We start from the raw sequence: 16138 nt of genomic DNA, 5'->3' as shown, positions 1-16138 counted from the left end.
TTTGTATTTGTGCTTTTCACTAAAGTCTTAGCTGGTTAAATCATCAAAGAACTTTTTCACACCGTTGAAAAAGCCTTCTGATTTAGGCTTGTGCTTTGTCGCCGCTTCACCACCACAAGATTCTTCAAACTCTTTGAGCAGTTCTTTTTGGCGTGAGCTTAGATTTACTGGTGTTTCGACAACCAACTTAACAATCAAGTCACCGATACCGCCACCGCGAACGCCTTTCACACCTTTACCACGCATGCGGAACATACGACCTGTTTGCGTTTCTGAAGGTACTTTTAGGCTTACGCGACCATCTAGAGTTGGTACTTCAACTTCACCACCTAGAGCTGCCATCGCAAAGCTTACTGGCACTTCACAGTATAGGTTGTTGCCATCACGCTCGAAGATATGGTGCTCTTTCACGTGCACTTGTACATACAAGTCGCCAGCAGGCGCCCCCATTTCTCCCGCTTCACCTTCGCCAGATAGGCGAATACGATCGCCAGTATCAACACCTGCCGGGATCTTAACGTTAAGTGTTTTTGTTTTCTGCTTACGACCTTGACCATGACACTCATTACAAGGGTCTTTAATGATTTTACCTTTGCCGTGACAGGTAGGACAGGTTTGTTGCACTGCGAAGAAGCCCTGGCGCATCTGTACTTGACCATGACCATGACAGGTACCACATGTTTCAGCAGATGAACCTTTCTTCGCGCCACTACCATCACAGGTATCACAGTGTACTAGTGTCGGTACTTCGATCTCTTTCGTTACACCACGAACCGCTTCTTCTAGCGTCAATTCCATGTTGTAACGTAGGTCAGCACCTCGCTGGGCACGGTGGCCACCACCGCCACGACGACCACCACCAAAGATGTCACCGAATACATCGCCAAAGATGTCGCCGAAATCAGCACCGCCGCCGCCAAAGCCGCCGCCACCGAAACCACCGCCGCCTTGTTCAAAAGCTGCATGACCGTATTGGTCGTACGCCGCTTTCTTTTGAGGGTCGGTCAGAACTTCGTACGCTTCTTTTACTTCTTTAAACTTGTCCGCCGCAGAATCATCACCCTGGTTTCGGTCTGGGTGGAATTTCATCGCTAGACGCTTATACGCCTTTTTGATATCGCGCTCTGAGGCATCACGGCTTACGCCTAATACTTCGTAAAAATCACGTTTTGACATGTTCTTCGTCACCAGTTAATTACTACAAACGGCATCGATTCACCGCTTGGTGTTTGTATCGTTCTAGGTAAGTGCACTTGTCTGCAACATACTTAACTAGAAAGACAGCGTTTACAAACAGACGGGCGTAAGAGTTGCCCCAAACGCCCGCACACGAAGTCTTATCGACCCCAGATGGCTATGCAGCCATCTGGTTAAGAAATATTATTTCTTGTCGTCTTTAACTTCTTCGAACTCAGCATCTACAACGTCGTCTTCTTTAGACTGTGCACCTGCGTCAGCACCTTGTGCTTGCTGCGCTTGAGCTTGTTGTTGAGCGATTTCCATCAGCTTTTGAGAAGCGGTCATTAGTGCTTGAACTTTAGCATCGATAGCTTCTTTGTCTTCGCCTTTACGTGCTGTTTCTAGCTCAGAAATTGCTGCTTCAATCTTCTCTTTCTCTTCTGCAGGTAGCGCTTCACCAGCTTCTTCTACTTGCTTACGAGTACCGTGAATCATTTGGTCAGCTTGGTTACGTGCAGTCGCTAGCTCTTCGAACTTCTTGTCCGCTTCTTTGTTAGCTTCTGCTTCTTGAACCATTTTCTCGATGTCTTCATCGCTTAGACCGCCAGAAGCTTGGATAGTGATCTTCTGCTCTTTACCAGTCTGCTTGTCTTTCGCAGACACGTGTAGGATACCATCCGCATCAAGGTCAAACGTAACCTCGATTTGTGGCATACCACGTGGTGCAGGCTGGATGCCTTCTAGGTTAAATTGGCCTAGAGACTTGTTGTACATCGCTTGCTTACGCTCACCTTGTAGAACGTGGATAGTTACCGCGCTCTGGTTGTCTTCCGCTGTAGAGAAAACTTGGTTCGCTTTAGTTGGGATAGTTGTGTTCTTCTCAACTAACTTAGTCATCACGCCACCCATTGTCTCGATACCTAGAGACAGTGGAGTTACGTCTAGTAGTAGTACGTCTTTAACGTCACCAGCAAGTACACCACCTTGAACTGCAGCACCCATTGCTACTGCTTCGTCAGGGTTTACGTCACGGCGCGCTTCTTTACCAAAGAACTCAGCAACTTTCGCTTGAACCATTGGCATACGAGTCTGACCACCAACTAGGATTACGTCAGTGATGTCGTTTACTGATAGGTCAGCATCAGCTAAAGCTACTTTTAATGGCTCAAGAGAGCGTTGTACTAGGTCTTCAACTAGAGATTCTAGTTTTGCACGAGTCACTTTAATGTTCATGTGCTTAGGACCAGTTGCATCTGCAGTAACGTAAGGTAGGTTTACGTCTGTTTGAGAAGTAGAAGAAAGCTCGATTTTCGCTTTCTCTGCTGCTTCTTTAACACGCTGCATTGCTAGTGGGTCGTTCTTAAGGTTGATGCCTTGCTCTTTGTTGAACTCATCAACCAAGTAGTTGATTAGACGGTTATCAAAGTCTTCACCACCTAGGTGAGTATCACCGTTAGTTGCTAAAACTTCGAATGTTTTCTCGCCTTCAACTTCATCAATTTCGATGATTGAAATATCGAATGTACCACCACCAAGGTCGTATACCGCGATAGTGCGATCGCCGCCTTTCTTATCTAGACCGTAAGCTAGTGCAGCTGCCGTTGGTTCGTTGATGATACGTTTAACTTCTAGACCTGCGATACGGCCAGCGTCTTTTGTCGCTTGACGCTGAGCATCGTTAAAGTAAGCAGGTACTGTGATAACTGCGCCAGTTACTTCCTCACCAAGGAAGTCTTCAGCAGTTTTCTTCATTTTCTTAAGAACTTCAGCAGAAACCTGAGGAGCTGCCATTTTTTGGCCTTTCGCTTCTACCCAAGCATCACCGTTGTCAGCCTTAACGATTTTGTAAGGCATGATTTCGATGTCACGCTGAACTTCTTCGTCTTCAAAACGACGACCGATTAGACGCTTAATTGCAAATAGCGTGTTTTCTGGGTTAGTTACTGCTTGACGTTTCGCTGGTTGACCTACTAGCGTCTCACCGTCAGTGTAAGCAATAACCGATGCAGTAGTACGTTCGCCCTCTGCGTTTTCAATTACACGTGGTTTGTCGCCGTCTAATACAGCAACACATGAGTTAGTAGTACCTAAGTCAATACCAATGATTTTACCCATCTGGCTATCTCCGAATAAATTCTATTTTCGTTTGGTTATAACCCCAATGTGGGGGGAGGAGAATCGGGTTTCAACCCTTGCTCACAAACAAAAATAATCAATGTTTGCTTCTCTATGCCACATAGATAAGGGCGGCAAAATGCTTTTCAAGGGCAGAATTAAAAAAAAGCGTCTTTTTTCGAAATTTATGTGTTTCTTTCTGATTAGTTGGGAACTCGTCACACTGCTGTAGCGCAACAAAACGTCATTTCCCAGATAAATTTATTTATGTCCGACTCTTCCTAAATAAAAAACGAGCTCATAAGAGCTCGCTTCAATATTAGGGTTAAAATAAATTATTCAAGGTATTAGGCGTTCGCTTGAGCAGGCTCAGCATCAACACCTTCTTCTTTACCTATCTCACCTTCTGTTTTTGCAACAATGGTGTTCACTGCCGTGTCGCCGACAACGTTAGATGATGTACAGAACATATCATTTATACGGTCGACCGCTGCAATGATTGCTAAACCTTCAGGTGGTAAACCTAGTTGGTGAAGCAAAACGCCTACCATTACCACGCCGCCCCCAGGAACGCCGCCAGCACCAATAGATAACAGAAGAATAGTTAAGCCAAGTGTGAAGATGTCTGCGGTGTTAATTGGCTGGCCAAAAGCGTTCGCAACAAACATCGTTGCTAGAGCAATATAGATAGACACACCAGACATATTCATCGTTGCGCCCAGTGGTACACCGAAGCCAGCAACCGATTTAGAGACCTGAAGCTTTTCTGTCAGTGTGCGCATCGTTACCGGGATAGTCGCGTTTGAGCTCGCGGTAGATAGAGAGAAAAGAATCTGCTCACGAGTTGCACGTAGGAAAGTCTTTGGAGAAGTTCCTGTCGCAATACTCACTGCCATTGGGTAGAAGAAGAAGATCCAGAACACCAACATCGCAACCACCAAAGCCACGTAACCGGCAACGGACATTAATGTATTGGCGTTTAGCGTTGCACCTAGTTGAATCATTAGTGCGAACACACCATATGGTGCAAGACTCATCACTAATCCAACCAATTTCATCATGATTTCATTTGCCATTTTGAATGTGCGAATAGCTGGGCCACCACGAGAATCCAAAGCTTGAATTGCAAGCCCCGTCAAAATTGCCATAAAGATGATTTGCAGCATGTCGCCGCTAGCAAACGCTTGTACAGGATTGCTAGGAACAATGTTAACAACTAAAGAGAAAATGTCCGGCGTCTCTGTCGTTGTCAGCTGTACAGCCTCAGATACCGTTCCTGCTAGATTAGCGCCCGCTCCTGGCTGGAAGATCAAGCCGACAGTCAAAGCCGCCGTAATCGCAATGATGGTGTTAAGAATGTAAAGGGTAAAAGTTTTTCCACCAAGACGACCAAATGCACTGATGTCTTTCAAGTCAACAATGCCGCATACGATTGAAACGTAAACTAAAGGAACAACAAGCAATTTGATCAGTGAGACGAACATGCCGCCAACACCTTCTGCTGCTCCAAGTAGGTATGTATCAAAAATCGCAATACCGCTAAATAAGTACTGAATTGCTGTCCCCAGCACAAGGCCGGCAAACAAGCCTATAAAAATCTTACTAGAAAGCGATTTATCCATTATAAATCTCCGATATGTTGTGTTTACTATTTACATTTTTGTAGTTATATATGCTTACTTTTAAAGCATTAGTCGCAAATCATACACACCGAAGTTACAAAATAAAGTGATAATTTACATTTTTGTTAACGACATTGTTTTAGAAAAAATGACTATATTTACATTCCTATGCAGAACAAATATTCACACAACGAATGATTACAATCACTTATAGCCCTTTCCGTTAATAAACACGCAGCGAGATGAGAGAAAATCTCCTATAGGAAAATAATTAACCAATAGGAAAAAATATGAAGGGGATCAAATTTTCATTTATCGATATACAACGAAGTTCGATGCAGTCATTTATGTTTAAAACAAAAAAGCGCCCATCAAAAATGATGGGCGCTTTTATATTTAAAAAACAGGTAGTTAAAGTTACTTAGCAACCATTACCATTGCCGGACGAATCACACGGCCGTTTAGTTCGTAACCTTTTTGCATAACAAACATAACAGTGTTTGATTCATGATCAGGGCTCTCCTGAATCGACATCGCTTGATGGAACTCTGGATTGAATGCTTCACCTTCAGGGTTGATTGCTTTCAAGCCAAATTTCGCTACAACGTCTACAAACGTTTTATGTGTTAGTTCAACGCCTTCTAGGAACGGCTTCACAGTTTCATTCTCTGTATCTGCCGCTTGAATTGCACGCTCTAGGTTATCAATAACAGGAAGCAGCTCTTCTGCAAACTTGTTCAACGCAAACTTACGTGCTTTATCGATCTCTTGCTCAGTGCGACGACGCATGTTTTCTACTTCAGCTTTAGAACGCAACACCGCATCTTGTTGCTCTTTTACTTTTGCCTCGCTAGACAATAGTGCCGCTTCTAGTTGAGCAATCTTAGCGTCTGTCTCATCACCAAGCTCTTCAAGCTCAGCTTCAACTTCTTGTGCTTCAGCTTCTACTTTTTCAGCCTCTTCGATGATTTGATCAAGCTCTTCTTCTGTAACTTTGTTTTCTTCGTTGCTCATGATATCTCCAGAATTCAACATAATGCCCTTAAAGCCATGCGCGTTTTTGCGGGCTTTAACCACATAAAAATTCGCATATTTAGGTGACTTGCCATTATTATGGGGATGAAGATTCCTGATTCAAGCCTCTTTAATGCGGAAATGCTATGAAAAATCCATGTAACGTGATCGCGATTATCGGAAAACCAAGAGATCAACAAGCAATTCAAACTCATAAAGAGTTGTACCAATGGTTGACCTCTGAGGGCTATAAAGTATTCATTGACGATCGCCTTGCCGCAATACTGGATGATATCCCACAGAGTCAGTTTGCTAGCTTAGTTGAACTAGGAAAAAATGCCGATCTAGCCATTGTGGTTGGTGGCGATGGCAACATGCTAGGTGCAGCAAGAATTTTATCCCGATTTGATGTACCAGTTATAGGCGTGAACCGTGGAAATCTGGGCTTCTTAACTGACTTGAACCCAGACGACTTCCAAGCGTCTCTGCAAGCGGTACTCGACGGTGAGTATATTGAAGAGGAGCGTTTTCTTTTAGAGGCGGAAGTACACCGCCACGGACAAATAAAGAGTCATAACGCTGCGCTAAACGAAGCCGTACTTCACCCAGGGCAAATTGCCCATATGATTGAATTTGAAGTGTACATAGATGAAAGCTTCGCCTTCTCTTTACGGGCCGACGGTTTGATTGTCTCCACTCCGACTGGCTCGACGGCATATTCACTTTCTGGCGGCGGCCCAATTCTTTCTCCTAGCTTGAATGCCATTTCACTCGTGCCAATGTTCCCGCATACATTGTCGAGTCGACCTTTGGTGGTTGATGGAAAACGTCGAATTAAATTGGTGGTATCACCAGAAAACCGTGGAACACAAGAAGTTAGCTGTGATGGACAAGTCTCACTTCCAGTTACCCCTGGCGACGAAATTCACATCTATCAAAGTCCAAATGTACTAAAGCTCATCCATCCAAAAGACTACAGCTACTATCACGTCTTACGGAATAAGCTTGGCTGGTCTAGTAAATTGTTCTAACACTTGTTACTCAGGGTAATAACTTCAATAAAAAAGCCAGCAGCTCAATTGCTACTGGCTTTTGGCTTTCTTAGACAAGAAATAGACACAAAGTAGTGAGGCGACACGATATTTGTCATCATTAAAGAGAAGCTTATAAATTTTGATCCTGTGGGCAAACTTTACACAAAAGATAGAAAAGCAAATTCAATGATCTATGTCCGGTGATATTCTCACCATGAATAGAGTATTAACTCTATTTCATACAATCAATAAAGGACATATTATGAAGAAAACCATCATTCTGTCTGTTCTCAGTACATTAGCACTTATTGGCTGCCAATCAGAGGAAACGCAAGTCAACAGTGTGTCCAATGCAAAAGCGGAAGATATCACTAAGACGAAACGGGCCCTAGCTCAACAATTGAGTGAGAATTATGCTGCCATTGAACCCATGCTGAGAAGAGATATTACTCCGCAACAGACTAACGTGTCTGTATCAGCATTTGTTAAGCAAAACCCTAACTCAGAGTTCAGCCGCCAGCTTGTACAAGCTGACACTCAAATTCGTAGCTGGAAAGGTATTTCTGAATACTCTGATCAGTTGTTAGAAGTTCGCTTGGCAAATGAAGCCATGATAACAGCATGGCAAAGTGGCGAGGTCGAGCCATTATTTGCATTTGAACCAAGTGGTGATGATGAGAATTGGCAATACATCGAAGCATTTGATGTTTATGGCAACATCCATCAACTCGATGTTTACCAGCTCCCTGAGGTACCTGTACTTGTCGTTGATAACAATAGCTCTGCAGAGCTAAAAGCAGGCTTGCAAGCTATGCAAGCTGAGATGAAAAAACTCGGTCAACCAGCTTTAGTTCAACCATATATTGCTGATGAACAACGCCAAAATACACCGCTATTGTCAAGTAGCGCAGTGGGCGAAGCGGCTCCAATTCAAACCACGCAGTTGAAAAAGATCCGTCTAGCCGATGACAAAGAACCTTGGATCTCTGGCAAGGCAGAAATCTACGCTATCGTAACGGGCGTCAATCCAAGTCGTGATGAACCTACTCTCGATTTGGTGGAGCTTCCATACTTAGACTACGATAACCAAGATTACTATCCAAATCAGATCATTATTCACTGGTCTCGTTACCGCTGGGGTGCGGCAGACATTGTGCTCATGGAGCAAGATGACGGCACAGACTATAAACAATTGGCAAAACTCCTTGTTCAAGTTGCCGAAGAAGTATTGAAAGCGATTCCAGATCCAGAAGTTCAGGCTTACGCGATTATTCCGCAAATCACGAACAAGATCATCGACACTATCCCCGATGGTGTACTCACGAATGATGATGACTTCGTCGACGTTTACTACACTCTAATGCAAGATACTTCATACGTAGATCACCCAGGTGCAGGTGTGAATGCAGTCGTCACACTAGAACCACTAACGATTAACCCAACTCGTCCGTAACCTGTTCAATTTTAATGAGTCGTTGTAATCACATCGGCTCATTTTTCCCACTTCATCACAAAAAAACAGCCTACAAAGAAAATTTTCCCTACCTGACTTTACTGTATAAAGAAACAGTATATACTGTTCCCTTATACAGTATTGTTCAGTTATACAGGTAAATAAAATGCTGGCTCATCTAAGTGTTAATAATTTTGCGATTGTTAAGTCTTTACAACTCGAGCTTTCTAAGGGCATGACCACCATTACAGGTGAAACAGGCGCGGGTAAATCCATTGCTATCGATGCTTTAGGGCTCTGCTTAGGCGGACGAGCCGATGCCGGCATGGTGCGACAAGGTGAAGAGAAAACCGAAGTTAGCGCCGCTTTTTTATTGGACAACAACTTACATGCAACACGTTGGTTAGAAGATAACGATCTGCTAGATGGCAGTGAGTGTATTTTGCGTCGTATTATCACAAAAGAAGGCCGCTCAAGAGCCTTCATTAATGGCAGCCCTGTTCCACTATCACAACTCAAATCTCTAGGGCAGCTACTTATCAATATCCATGGGCAGCACGCTCATCATCAATTGATGAAAAGTGAGCACCAAATGGCCATGCTCGACCAATATGCTGGGCATTTAAACCTACTAAAAAGCACACGAAGTGCTTACCAGCATTGGCGTCAGGCGGATAATAACCTCAAGCAGCTAAAAGAAAATAGCCAGCAAAACCAGGCGCAAAAACAGTTGCTTGAATACCAAATCAAAGAACTGAATGAGTTATCGCTAGGTGAAGAAGAATTTGCAGAGCTCGAGCAAGAGCATAAACGACTATCCAACAGTGGTGAACTCGCCACTACCTGTCAGCAAGCCATCGAACTTATTTACGAAGGTGAAGAAGTCAATGCGCTTGGTATTTTGCAATCGGCCAATCACTCCCTAATTCAATTAGCCGAATTAGATGAAAAGCTATCTGAGCTACCTAACATGCTGTCAGAAGCGATGATTCAACTTGAAGAAACGAAGAATGAATTACGCAGCTACTTAGATGGCATCGATGTTGATCCAGCTCGTATGGCTTATGTAGAAGAACGTTTTTCTAAAGTGATGTCTGTAGCTCGTAAACACCACGTAATGCCAGAAGAACTCTACCAGCATCATCAAGATCTTCTGGCCCAAGTAGAAGCGTTAGATTGCTCCGATGAACGTTTAGATGAACTTGCTCAAGAAGTAGAACACAAGTACCAAAGCTTTCTAACACAAGCAGAAAAACTGCACAAATCACGCAGCCGTTACGCAAAAGAACTGAACAAACTGATCACACAAAGCATGCACGAATTGAGCATGGAGAAAGCAGTATTCAGTATCGAAGTTAGCAATGACAACACGCACCCATCGCCGCTTGGCATGGACAGCGTGTGCTTCTTAGTATCGACCAACCCGGGACAACCATTGCAACCTATAGCAAAAGTTGCGTCAGGCGGTGAGCTATCACGTATCTCTCTAGCTATCCAAGTGATCACCGCTCAGAAAGTAGATACACCAAGTTTAATCTTCGATGAAGTGGACGTAGGTATTAGTGGCCCAACAGCTGCCGTAGTGGGCAAAATGCTACGCAAGCTTGGCGAATCTACTCAAGTATTGTGTGTCACTCACCTCCCTCAAGTTGCCGGATGCGGCCATCAACAAATGTTTGTTGCTAAGCAAACCAAAGCAGGCCAAACCGAAACCCAAATGCACGCATTAGATGAACAACAACGTGTGGCAGAATTAGCTCGCTTACTTGGTGGTAGTCAAATAACCGACTCAACGTTGGCAAACGCAAAAGAACTGCTTATCGCCGCTTAATAAATCGACAAGGGATGAGATATGGATATCAGAGCAATACACAAAACCAACTGCTTAGATCTCATCCCTATTTTTATTGAGTTAGAACATTACTACTTCAAAGAAAAAGCTTCATCAAAACACGATCTGGTCCATTATCTAAAGAGCCAAGTCTTCTCTGAACATTCTGGTGTTAATATCATTGCGGTTTACGATAATGATGACGTCGTAGGCTTTGCATCTTATACCGTCATGTTCCCTGCCCCAAAACTCTCAGGGCAGATGTACTTAAAAGATCTGTTCGTATCTTCGAAGGTTCGAGGAAAAGGGGTTGGTCTCAAGTTAATGAAGTATCTGGCATCTTTGGCGATCAAGTGTGGATGCCAAAGGTTGGACTGGACAGCTGAAAGTAGTAACCCTACCGCAGGTCAGTTTTACCGCTCAATTGGTGCAACACTAATTCATGAAAAAGAGTATTATCGTTTTTCAGGTGATGCATTACGCGAATTCGCCAAAACCGACTAACGAGTCACTAGGCTTTGCTCACCGCTGAAAGCGTCCATCACCCTACTTCCGATTGAAATTTGCTCTTCGTCACCTAACTAATACGTCATGTGGTGACATTTACCGCCTAATATCGGTGAATAAATGCAACTCAACTCAAAATTCGTTGTCAGATTGTCTACCATACGACGCATAGCTTTTTACATCTGCGTCGAGCTTGTTTATTATCAGCGCAGTATTTTAAAGGTTACTAAGAAATTATTATGCAATTAAAGAAGTGGTTAGTTGCCGTACCATTAGCAATGACATTGCTGACAGGATGTTCGGTATTGGAAAGACTGGTTTATCGTATTGATATCAACCAAGGCAACTATGTAGAACAAAGTGCGGTTGATAAATTAAAGTTTGGGATGACTAAAGCACAGGTTCGCTTCGTATTAGGGTCGCCAATGCTTATTGAAAACGGCTATCCAAACACTTGGTATTACATCTATCATCATACTCCTGGCCATGGCGAACCAGTACAGAAAGATCTGATTGTAAACTTTAATGACCAAGGCACACTCGCAGACATCAGTGGTGACTTTCCAAAAAGTGACGCATTTTACGAGCAAATTCAGTAAACTGACTTTTGCAAAAAAACCTCCCGTTTGGGAGGTTTTTTATTATATAGAAATCACGTTAGTCAAACTTTGAGTAACTCACATGAGCTATTGGGTTTATATTAATCTTGCTTATTTTTACGTACAGAACTAGGCTTGCCACCGGTGACTGGGTCTGCACTCCCCTCGGCTTTAGCCTGCTCCGCCCGTTTACGGCGAATCTCTTTCGGATCGGCGAGTAACGGACGATAAATCTCTATTCGATCTCGATCTCGAACGGTCGCATCTAACTTCACGTTACGACTAAACACACCCACTTTGTTCTTGGACAAATCAATTTCAGGGTACAACTCCAATACACCGGATTGTCGAATGATCTCTTCTACCGTTGCGTGATTATTTACCACTAAGTTAAATACACGCTGTTCATGAGGAAGAGCATAGACAACCTCAACGTGAATCATATCTGACTCAATACTCATAACACTCGTAGACCTGTTTTGCGCGTTTAGTAAATGCATTTACCATATTACTAGTAAGCTCGTTAAAAATCTTACCGAAGGCCATCTCAATCATTTTACTTGAGAATTCAAACTCAAGCTTTAGTTCAACCTTGCAAGCTTGTTCATCTAGCGCGGTAAAAATCCAACCACCACGCAACGTCTTAAACGGGCCATCCACCAAGTTCATCATAATTGCCTGACCGGGGATCAACTCATTTGAAGTCGTAAACGTTTTGCTGATTCCAGCCTTCGCCACATCGACAGAAGCCACCATACCATTCCCCGAAGACTCAATGATTCTAGAGCCCGAGCAACCAGGCAGAAATTCAGGGTATTTAGCAACATCATTAACCAGATTGAACATCTGTTCGGCGCTAAAAGACACAAGCGCAGAACGGCTGACTTGCTTCATACATACTCCTATCGATACATGTACAGATTTAAAGCTACTCGCCAATTTTACTTTTATTCCACGATTGCGCAAATAAAAGGATTTCCTATCCGATATCCAACCCGTATAATGACGCTATTATGGCAAAGAAAAAAACGAAACAAAAAGCGGGTAGCAATACTATCGCGCTGAATAAAAAAGCTCGCCACGAGTATTTCATCGATGATGAAATCGAAGCTGGCTTGGAGCTCCAAGGTTGGGAAGTGAAAGCCCTTCGCCAAGGTAAAGCCAATATTTCTGAAAGTTACGTATTTATGCGTGACGGTGAAGCCTTTGTGAGTGGCATGACAATCACTCCTTTAAATCAGGCATCGACACACGTTGTGGCGAACCCTACACGTGTGCGTAAACTACTAATGAGTCGTCGTGAGCTGGATAACCTATTCGGACGTGTAAACCGTGAAGGTATGACATTAACGGCCCTCTCACTGTACTGGTCTCGCTCTTGGGTGAAACTAAAAATTGGCGTAGCAAAAGGTAAAAAGCTGCACGATAAACGTACGGATCTAAAAGAAAAAGACTGGGCAAGAGAAAAAGCACGCGTAATGAAGAGCGCGCTGCGTTAATCTTGACCACTTAAACGCATAGTACTGGACAGCCAATGCTTTTCTGTTACTATGCGAATATTACCTGGGGCTGATTTAGGATTCGACGGGAATTCAGAAGTCTGAGGTGCATGCCGAGGTGCGGTAGGCCTCGTTAACAAACCGCAAAAAAATAGTCGCAAACGACGAAAACTACGCACTAGCAGCTTAATAACCTGCTAAGAGCTCTCTCGCCCTAGCTTCCGCACGTAAGACGGGGATCAACGAGGGATCAAACCCAAACGCGCTAGCCCGGATTCTCCCGCCTGAGAGATGAACGGCGAATTTTAATTCAGGCTAGTCATTCATTAGCGTGTCGGTTCGCAGGTGGGTGGCGAAATTAAAGATCGACTAAGCATGTAGTACCAATGATGAACGGTTTTCGGACGCGGGTTCAACTCCCGCCAGCTCCACCAAACGTTTGGAAAGGGCGGTAACTCTCTGAGTTATCGCCCTTTTTGTATTCGCCACTTCAATATTAGGCTGTTTGTACTACATTTTGGTACTAAAACATGCGCTATTTATCTATATCAAAATCTGGCATTTGGCAGTTTCGCTTTCAAATCCCCTCAGAGCATCGACACTTATTTGATGGGATTCGTGAAGTTAAACGATCGCTAAAAACATCATGCAAAGATAAAGCTACGCTTTTAGCATTAGAACTAGAGATACAGGTTCGTCGCACCATTATATCCCCGACTGCAACCACAGCACCAAAGCAAGTCAGACCCATTCAGAACGAAAAAAAGCACCCACCAGCAAAACAGAAAAAGCTTAAGGTGTTATGCCCAGAAAAGATACTAGAGCGCTTTTGTCTTTATAAGGCTCAGCATATTTCTCCTAAGGCCGTTGGAATGCTGAAAGCTAAGTGCAAAACCGTTCTTGATTTAGTTGGAAAATCCCATCTCCCTTTAATTCGCAGACGCGATGCAGAAGACGCAGTGCAGCTATTGCGACATTACCCCGTAAACATGAAGAAACACCCCCAGTTCAAAGGCCTAACAGCCAAGGAGGCAGTTAAACTCAATAATAGCCTTAATATGCCTACACTCAGTGAAGAGTCGGTAAAAGATTATTGTCAGAAAGCGTCAGGATTCTTTGAGTGGTGCCACTTGAACGAATTTACTGATATCAACCCATTCAAAGCAATTCGCTTCCGCAAGCAACGTAAAGATAGTGAAGCCAAAAACGCATATGCAAAAACAGACTTACAGAAAATTTTTAGTACAGAAATTCATGCGAAGGGAGACTTCAGACATCCCTACTACTACTGGCTCCCTCTCTTAGCTTATTTTACAGGTGCTCGGCAGAATGAACTGTGCCAACTCTACAAAGCGGACATTTATCAACAGAGTGGTATTTGGGTGATCCGAATTGATGATCGATATGAGGGACAGAAACTAAAAAATGTAACGAGTCGTCGCGTTATCCCAATTCACCGACAATTAATAGAACTTGGATTCATTAAATACCTACACTCAATCAAACATGAGCGTGTGTTTCCTGAACTGAAAAATTCACGAGATGGTTTTGGTAGCACCGCCTCTAAGTGGTATGGACGCTTTAAAACCAAACTTGGTTTTGGCAAAGGGCATGACTTTCATTCTTTCCGTCATACGGTAGCGACACAACTTAAACAAAAGCAAGTTTCCCATATTGTGGCTGGTGCGATACTAGGTCACACCTTGAATAACATTACCTACGACCGCTACGGGAAGGATCTGAACATTGAGCAAGTGATGACTGTCGTAAACCTGATTGAACCCCTCCCCTTAGATAAGGTGCCAAACTATTCAACTGAGTGACCCTAGCGACCTCTTAAACAGTTATGTGGCTTTAATTTTGGGCGTGATTTCACGCCCAAAAAAAATAAACTCATTAGCTCTTTATTTCAAAATTCAGCTCAAAGCAACCAAATAAACAACTTAAAAACAACAACTTAAAAAACAAGTTGCAGTTAAGTATGCATACATGTATGTGATTGATAGGTTGCTAGTTTTTTTTCTTTACGGGCGTGAAAGACCTTCTTAGATTGATTGGAAAGCAATCGAATAATTAGGAACTATTATGAATTTATCCTCTTCTGTAGCACAAAGCTTACGCTCAAATTTCAGAGATACTGTAAATCTCGAAGCTATCCTCAGTCTTAAAATACCAGTGCAACGAAGCCATAAGACACTAGAACCACTAACAGGTGTCGAACTACTAGATGCTTATACAGATTCACGTATCAAACTCGGCAAATCTAAGCTAAAAAACATCCAGCAAGATCATGAACTTCTTGCGAGAGTATTGCACCTTATCGGTTTTGATGACTTAAACGAGCTTGATCGTTCAGGCGCTGAAAACGTTCGAGACGCCTTGAGCCACTATCCCACAAACGCAAAGAAACACTCTGAGTTTGCGGGACTAACAGGGTACGACGTAATCTTCAAAAATGCGGCCTTGCCAAAGCCTAAACCATGTCTATCCCTTACAACCGTCAAAGGGATAATCGAAAAATTCTCTACTTTTCTTAACTGGAGCAAAGCTCATGGATACGTTAAGGACAATGTATTCTATCGACTTCCAAAAAAGAGTGAAAAAGGTGGTCGGAAACGCCTATGCTTTTCCGACCACCACCTTGCTGCCATTTTCAACATGACAGACTACAAATCTCATCGCTACCTTCATTCTTATTACTACTGGGTACCACTATTGTTACGTTACACAGGGGCAAGGCTAAATGAAATCTGCCAACTAATCTTTGATGATGTAACTCAAGTTGATGGTGTTTACTGTCTTAAGATTAGGGAGAACTTCCAGGGGCAGAGTGTCAAAAATAGTTCATCTATCAGGCTGATCCCTATTCATAATGAATTGATTGCAAAAGGTTTCTTATCATTCGTAGATTCAAAAAACGATGGTCGTCTCTTCCCAGAACTGCCTCTTGTTGATGGCTACTACTCGACTAACGCTTCGAAGTGGTTTAGTCGCCGTAGGGATTCATTGGGTTTAGGTAAAGGGTTAGATGCACACTCTTTCCGACACACGTTCATCAATGAGTTGAAACAGTTAGGAATTTCCAAAGAGATTATAGAGTGCATTGTTGGCCATAAACATAATTCTGAGTCGTTTGATACGTACAGTGAGCAATACCATCCTAGAATTCTTGCTCCTGTTGTTAATATGATAGATACGAGCCATACCGCATATATTCGCCCATATAATTTAGCGTGATACCTATTTAAACAGCACCACCACAACTAAAAAATATTTTATTAACCC

At 43.2% G+C, this 16138-nt stretch carries 14 protein-coding genes and 1 other RNA gene; 9 read left to right on the top strand and 6 right to left on the bottom strand.

The window, feature by feature from the left end; genetic code table 11:
• Positions 1-27 precede the first annotated feature (27 nt).
• From dnaJ to grpE, 4 genes are all read right to left on the bottom strand, one after another.
• Positions 28-1176, bottom strand: coding sequence for a molecular chaperone DnaJ (gene dnaJ, locus R7F67_RS16385; RefSeq protein ID WP_017635700.1), 1149 nt, complete (start codon positions 1174-1176; stop codon positions 28-30).
• A gap of 204 nt (positions 1177-1380) precedes the next feature.
• On the bottom strand, positions 1381-3294 hold the full coding sequence (dnaK, locus tag R7F67_RS16380; RefSeq protein WP_005381623.1) for a molecular chaperone DnaK: 1914 nt from the start codon (positions 3292-3294) through the stop codon (positions 1381-1383).
• A gap of 347 nt (positions 3295-3641) precedes the next feature.
• Complete coding sequence (locus R7F67_RS16375; protein WP_005381625.1) at positions 3642-4916, bottom strand: dicarboxylate/amino acid:cation symporter; 1275 nt, start codon at positions 4914-4916, stop codon at positions 3642-3644.
• Between the two features lie 417 nt (positions 4917-5333).
• Positions 5334-5930 carry a nucleotide exchange factor GrpE gene (gene grpE, locus R7F67_RS16370; RefSeq protein ID WP_021034134.1) on the bottom strand — a complete coding sequence of 199 codons (597 nt, stop codon included), beginning with the start codon at positions 5928-5930 and terminating at the stop codon, positions 5334-5336.
• Positions 5931-6076: 146 nt separating this feature from the next.
• Between grpE and nadK the strand changes: the two genes are divergently transcribed.
• The 5 genes from nadK (at position 6077) to bamE (ending at position 11354) form a co-directional block, all read left to right on the top strand.
• Positions 6077-6961 (top strand): NAD(+) kinase, encoded by an 885-nt coding sequence (nadK, locus tag R7F67_RS16365; RefSeq protein ID WP_005381631.1) that lies wholly within the window; start codon positions 6077-6079, stop codon positions 6959-6961.
• Positions 6962-7226: 265 nt separating this feature from the next.
• On the top strand, positions 7227-8417 hold the full coding sequence (locus tag R7F67_RS16360; RefSeq protein WP_005383752.1) for a DUF3103 domain-containing protein: 1191 nt from the start codon (positions 7227-7229) through the stop codon (positions 8415-8417).
• A 166-nt stretch (positions 8418-8583) separates the two neighbouring features.
• On the top strand, positions 8584-10248 hold the full coding sequence (recN, locus tag R7F67_RS16355) for a DNA repair protein RecN (RefSeq protein WP_005383750.1): 1665 nt from the start codon (positions 8584-8586) through the stop codon (positions 10246-10248).
• A gap of 21 nt (positions 10249-10269) precedes the next feature.
• Positions 10270-10752 carry a GNAT family N-acetyltransferase gene (locus tag R7F67_RS16350; protein ID WP_005381636.1) on the top strand — a complete coding sequence of 161 codons (483 nt, stop codon included), beginning with the start codon at positions 10270-10272 and terminating at the stop codon, positions 10750-10752.
• A gap of 242 nt (positions 10753-10994) precedes the next feature.
• Entirely contained in the window at positions 10995-11354 is a 360-nt protein-coding gene (bamE, locus tag R7F67_RS16345) for an outer membrane protein assembly factor BamE (protein WP_017820585.1), read from the top strand.
• A 101-nt stretch (positions 11355-11455) separates the two neighbouring features.
• Here the strand turns inward: bamE and R7F67_RS16340 are convergent, their stop codons facing one another.
• Positions 11456-11815 carry an RnfH family protein gene (locus tag R7F67_RS16340; RefSeq protein WP_005381640.1) on the bottom strand — a complete coding sequence of 120 codons (360 nt, stop codon included), beginning with the start codon at positions 11813-11815 and terminating at the stop codon, positions 11456-11458.
• Positions 11805-12248 (bottom strand): SRPBCC family protein, encoded by a 444-nt coding sequence (locus R7F67_RS16335; RefSeq protein WP_005381641.1) that lies wholly within the window; start codon positions 12246-12248, stop codon positions 11805-11807. The genes R7F67_RS16340 and R7F67_RS16335 overlap by 11 nt, the downstream gene beginning before the upstream one ends.
• Positions 12249-12367: 119 nt before the next feature.
• On the opposite strand from R7F67_RS16335, the gene smpB reads away from it, so the two are divergent.
• The 4 genes from smpB (at position 12368) to R7F67_RS16315 (ending at position 16090) form a co-directional block, all read left to right on the top strand.
• Entirely contained in the window at positions 12368-12853 is a 486-nt protein-coding gene (gene smpB / locus R7F67_RS16330; protein ID WP_005381642.1) for an SsrA-binding protein SmpB, read from the top strand.
• A 66-nt stretch (positions 12854-12919) separates the two neighbouring features.
• Positions 12920-13287, top strand: a transfer-messenger RNA (tmRNA) gene (ssrA, locus tag R7F67_RS16325).
• 96 nt (positions 13288-13383) lie between these two features.
• Positions 13384-14676: a site-specific integrase gene (locus tag R7F67_RS16320; RefSeq protein WP_318057272.1), complete on the top strand. Its 1293-nt coding sequence runs from the start codon at positions 13384-13386 to the stop codon at positions 14674-14676.
• Between the two features lie 262 nt (positions 14677-14938).
• Positions 14939-16090, top strand: coding sequence for a site-specific integrase (locus R7F67_RS16315; protein WP_140272036.1), 1152 nt, complete (start codon positions 14939-14941; stop codon positions 16088-16090).
• The last annotated feature ends 48 nt before the right edge of the window (positions 16091-16138 follow it).

It is taken from the genome of Vibrio sp. YT-17 (genome assembly GCF_033337375.1).
GTDB classification, from domain to species: domain Bacteria; phylum Pseudomonadota; class Gammaproteobacteria; order Enterobacterales; family Vibrionaceae; genus Vibrio; species Vibrio alginolyticus.
Note: the sequence above shows the minus strand (reverse complement) of the source record. Positions and strands in the feature narration are given on the sequence as shown.

What these genes read in the sequence shown, in the direction of transcription:
- R7F67_RS16350 (WP_005381636.1), top strand. Translation starts at nt 10,270, where the DNA reads ATGGATATCAGAGCAATACACAAAACCAACTGCTTAGATCTCATCCCT.
- grpE (WP_021034134.1), bottom strand. Translation starts at nt 5,930, where the DNA reads ATGAGCAACGAAGAAAACAAAGTTACAGAAGAAGAGCTTGATCAAATC.
- bamE (WP_017820585.1), top strand. Translation starts at nt 10,995, where the DNA reads ATGCAATTAAAGAAGTGGTTAGTTGCCGTACCATTAGCAATGACATTG.
- R7F67_RS16335 (WP_005381641.1), bottom strand. Translation starts at nt 12,248, where the DNA reads ATGAAGCAAGTCAGCCGTTCTGCGCTTGTGTCTTTTAGCGCCGAACAG.
- R7F67_RS16375 (WP_005381625.1), bottom strand. Translation starts at nt 4,916, where the DNA reads ATGGATAAATCGCTTTCTAGTAAGATTTTTATAGGCTTGTTTGCCGGC.
- R7F67_RS16320 (WP_318057272.1), top strand. Translation starts at nt 13,384, where the DNA reads ATGCGCTATTTATCTATATCAAAATCTGGCATTTGGCAGTTTCGCTTT.
- R7F67_RS16340 (WP_005381640.1), bottom strand. Translation starts at nt 11,815, where the DNA reads ATGAGTATTGAGTCAGATATGATTCACGTTGAGGTTGTCTATGCTCTT.
- dnaJ (WP_017635700.1), bottom strand. Translation starts at nt 1,176, where the DNA reads ATGTCAAAACGTGATTTTTACGAAGTATTAGGCGTAAGCCGTGATGCC.
- R7F67_RS16315 (WP_140272036.1), top strand. Translation starts at nt 14,939, where the DNA reads ATGAATTTATCCTCTTCTGTAGCACAAAGCTTACGCTCAAATTTCAGA.
- smpB (WP_005381642.1), top strand. Translation starts at nt 12,368, where the DNA reads ATGGCAAAGAAAAAAACGAAACAAAAAGCGGGTAGCAATACTATCGCG.
- recN (WP_005383750.1), top strand. Translation starts at nt 8,584, where the DNA reads ATGCTGGCTCATCTAAGTGTTAATAATTTTGCGATTGTTAAGTCTTTA.
- R7F67_RS16360 (WP_005383752.1), top strand. Translation starts at nt 7,227, where the DNA reads ATGAAGAAAACCATCATTCTGTCTGTTCTCAGTACATTAGCACTTATT.
- dnaK (WP_005381623.1), bottom strand. Translation starts at nt 3,294, where the DNA reads ATGGGTAAAATCATTGGTATTGACTTAGGTACTACTAACTCATGTGTT.
- nadK (WP_005381631.1), top strand. Translation starts at nt 6,077, where the DNA reads ATGAAAAATCCATGTAACGTGATCGCGATTATCGGAAAACCAAGAGAT.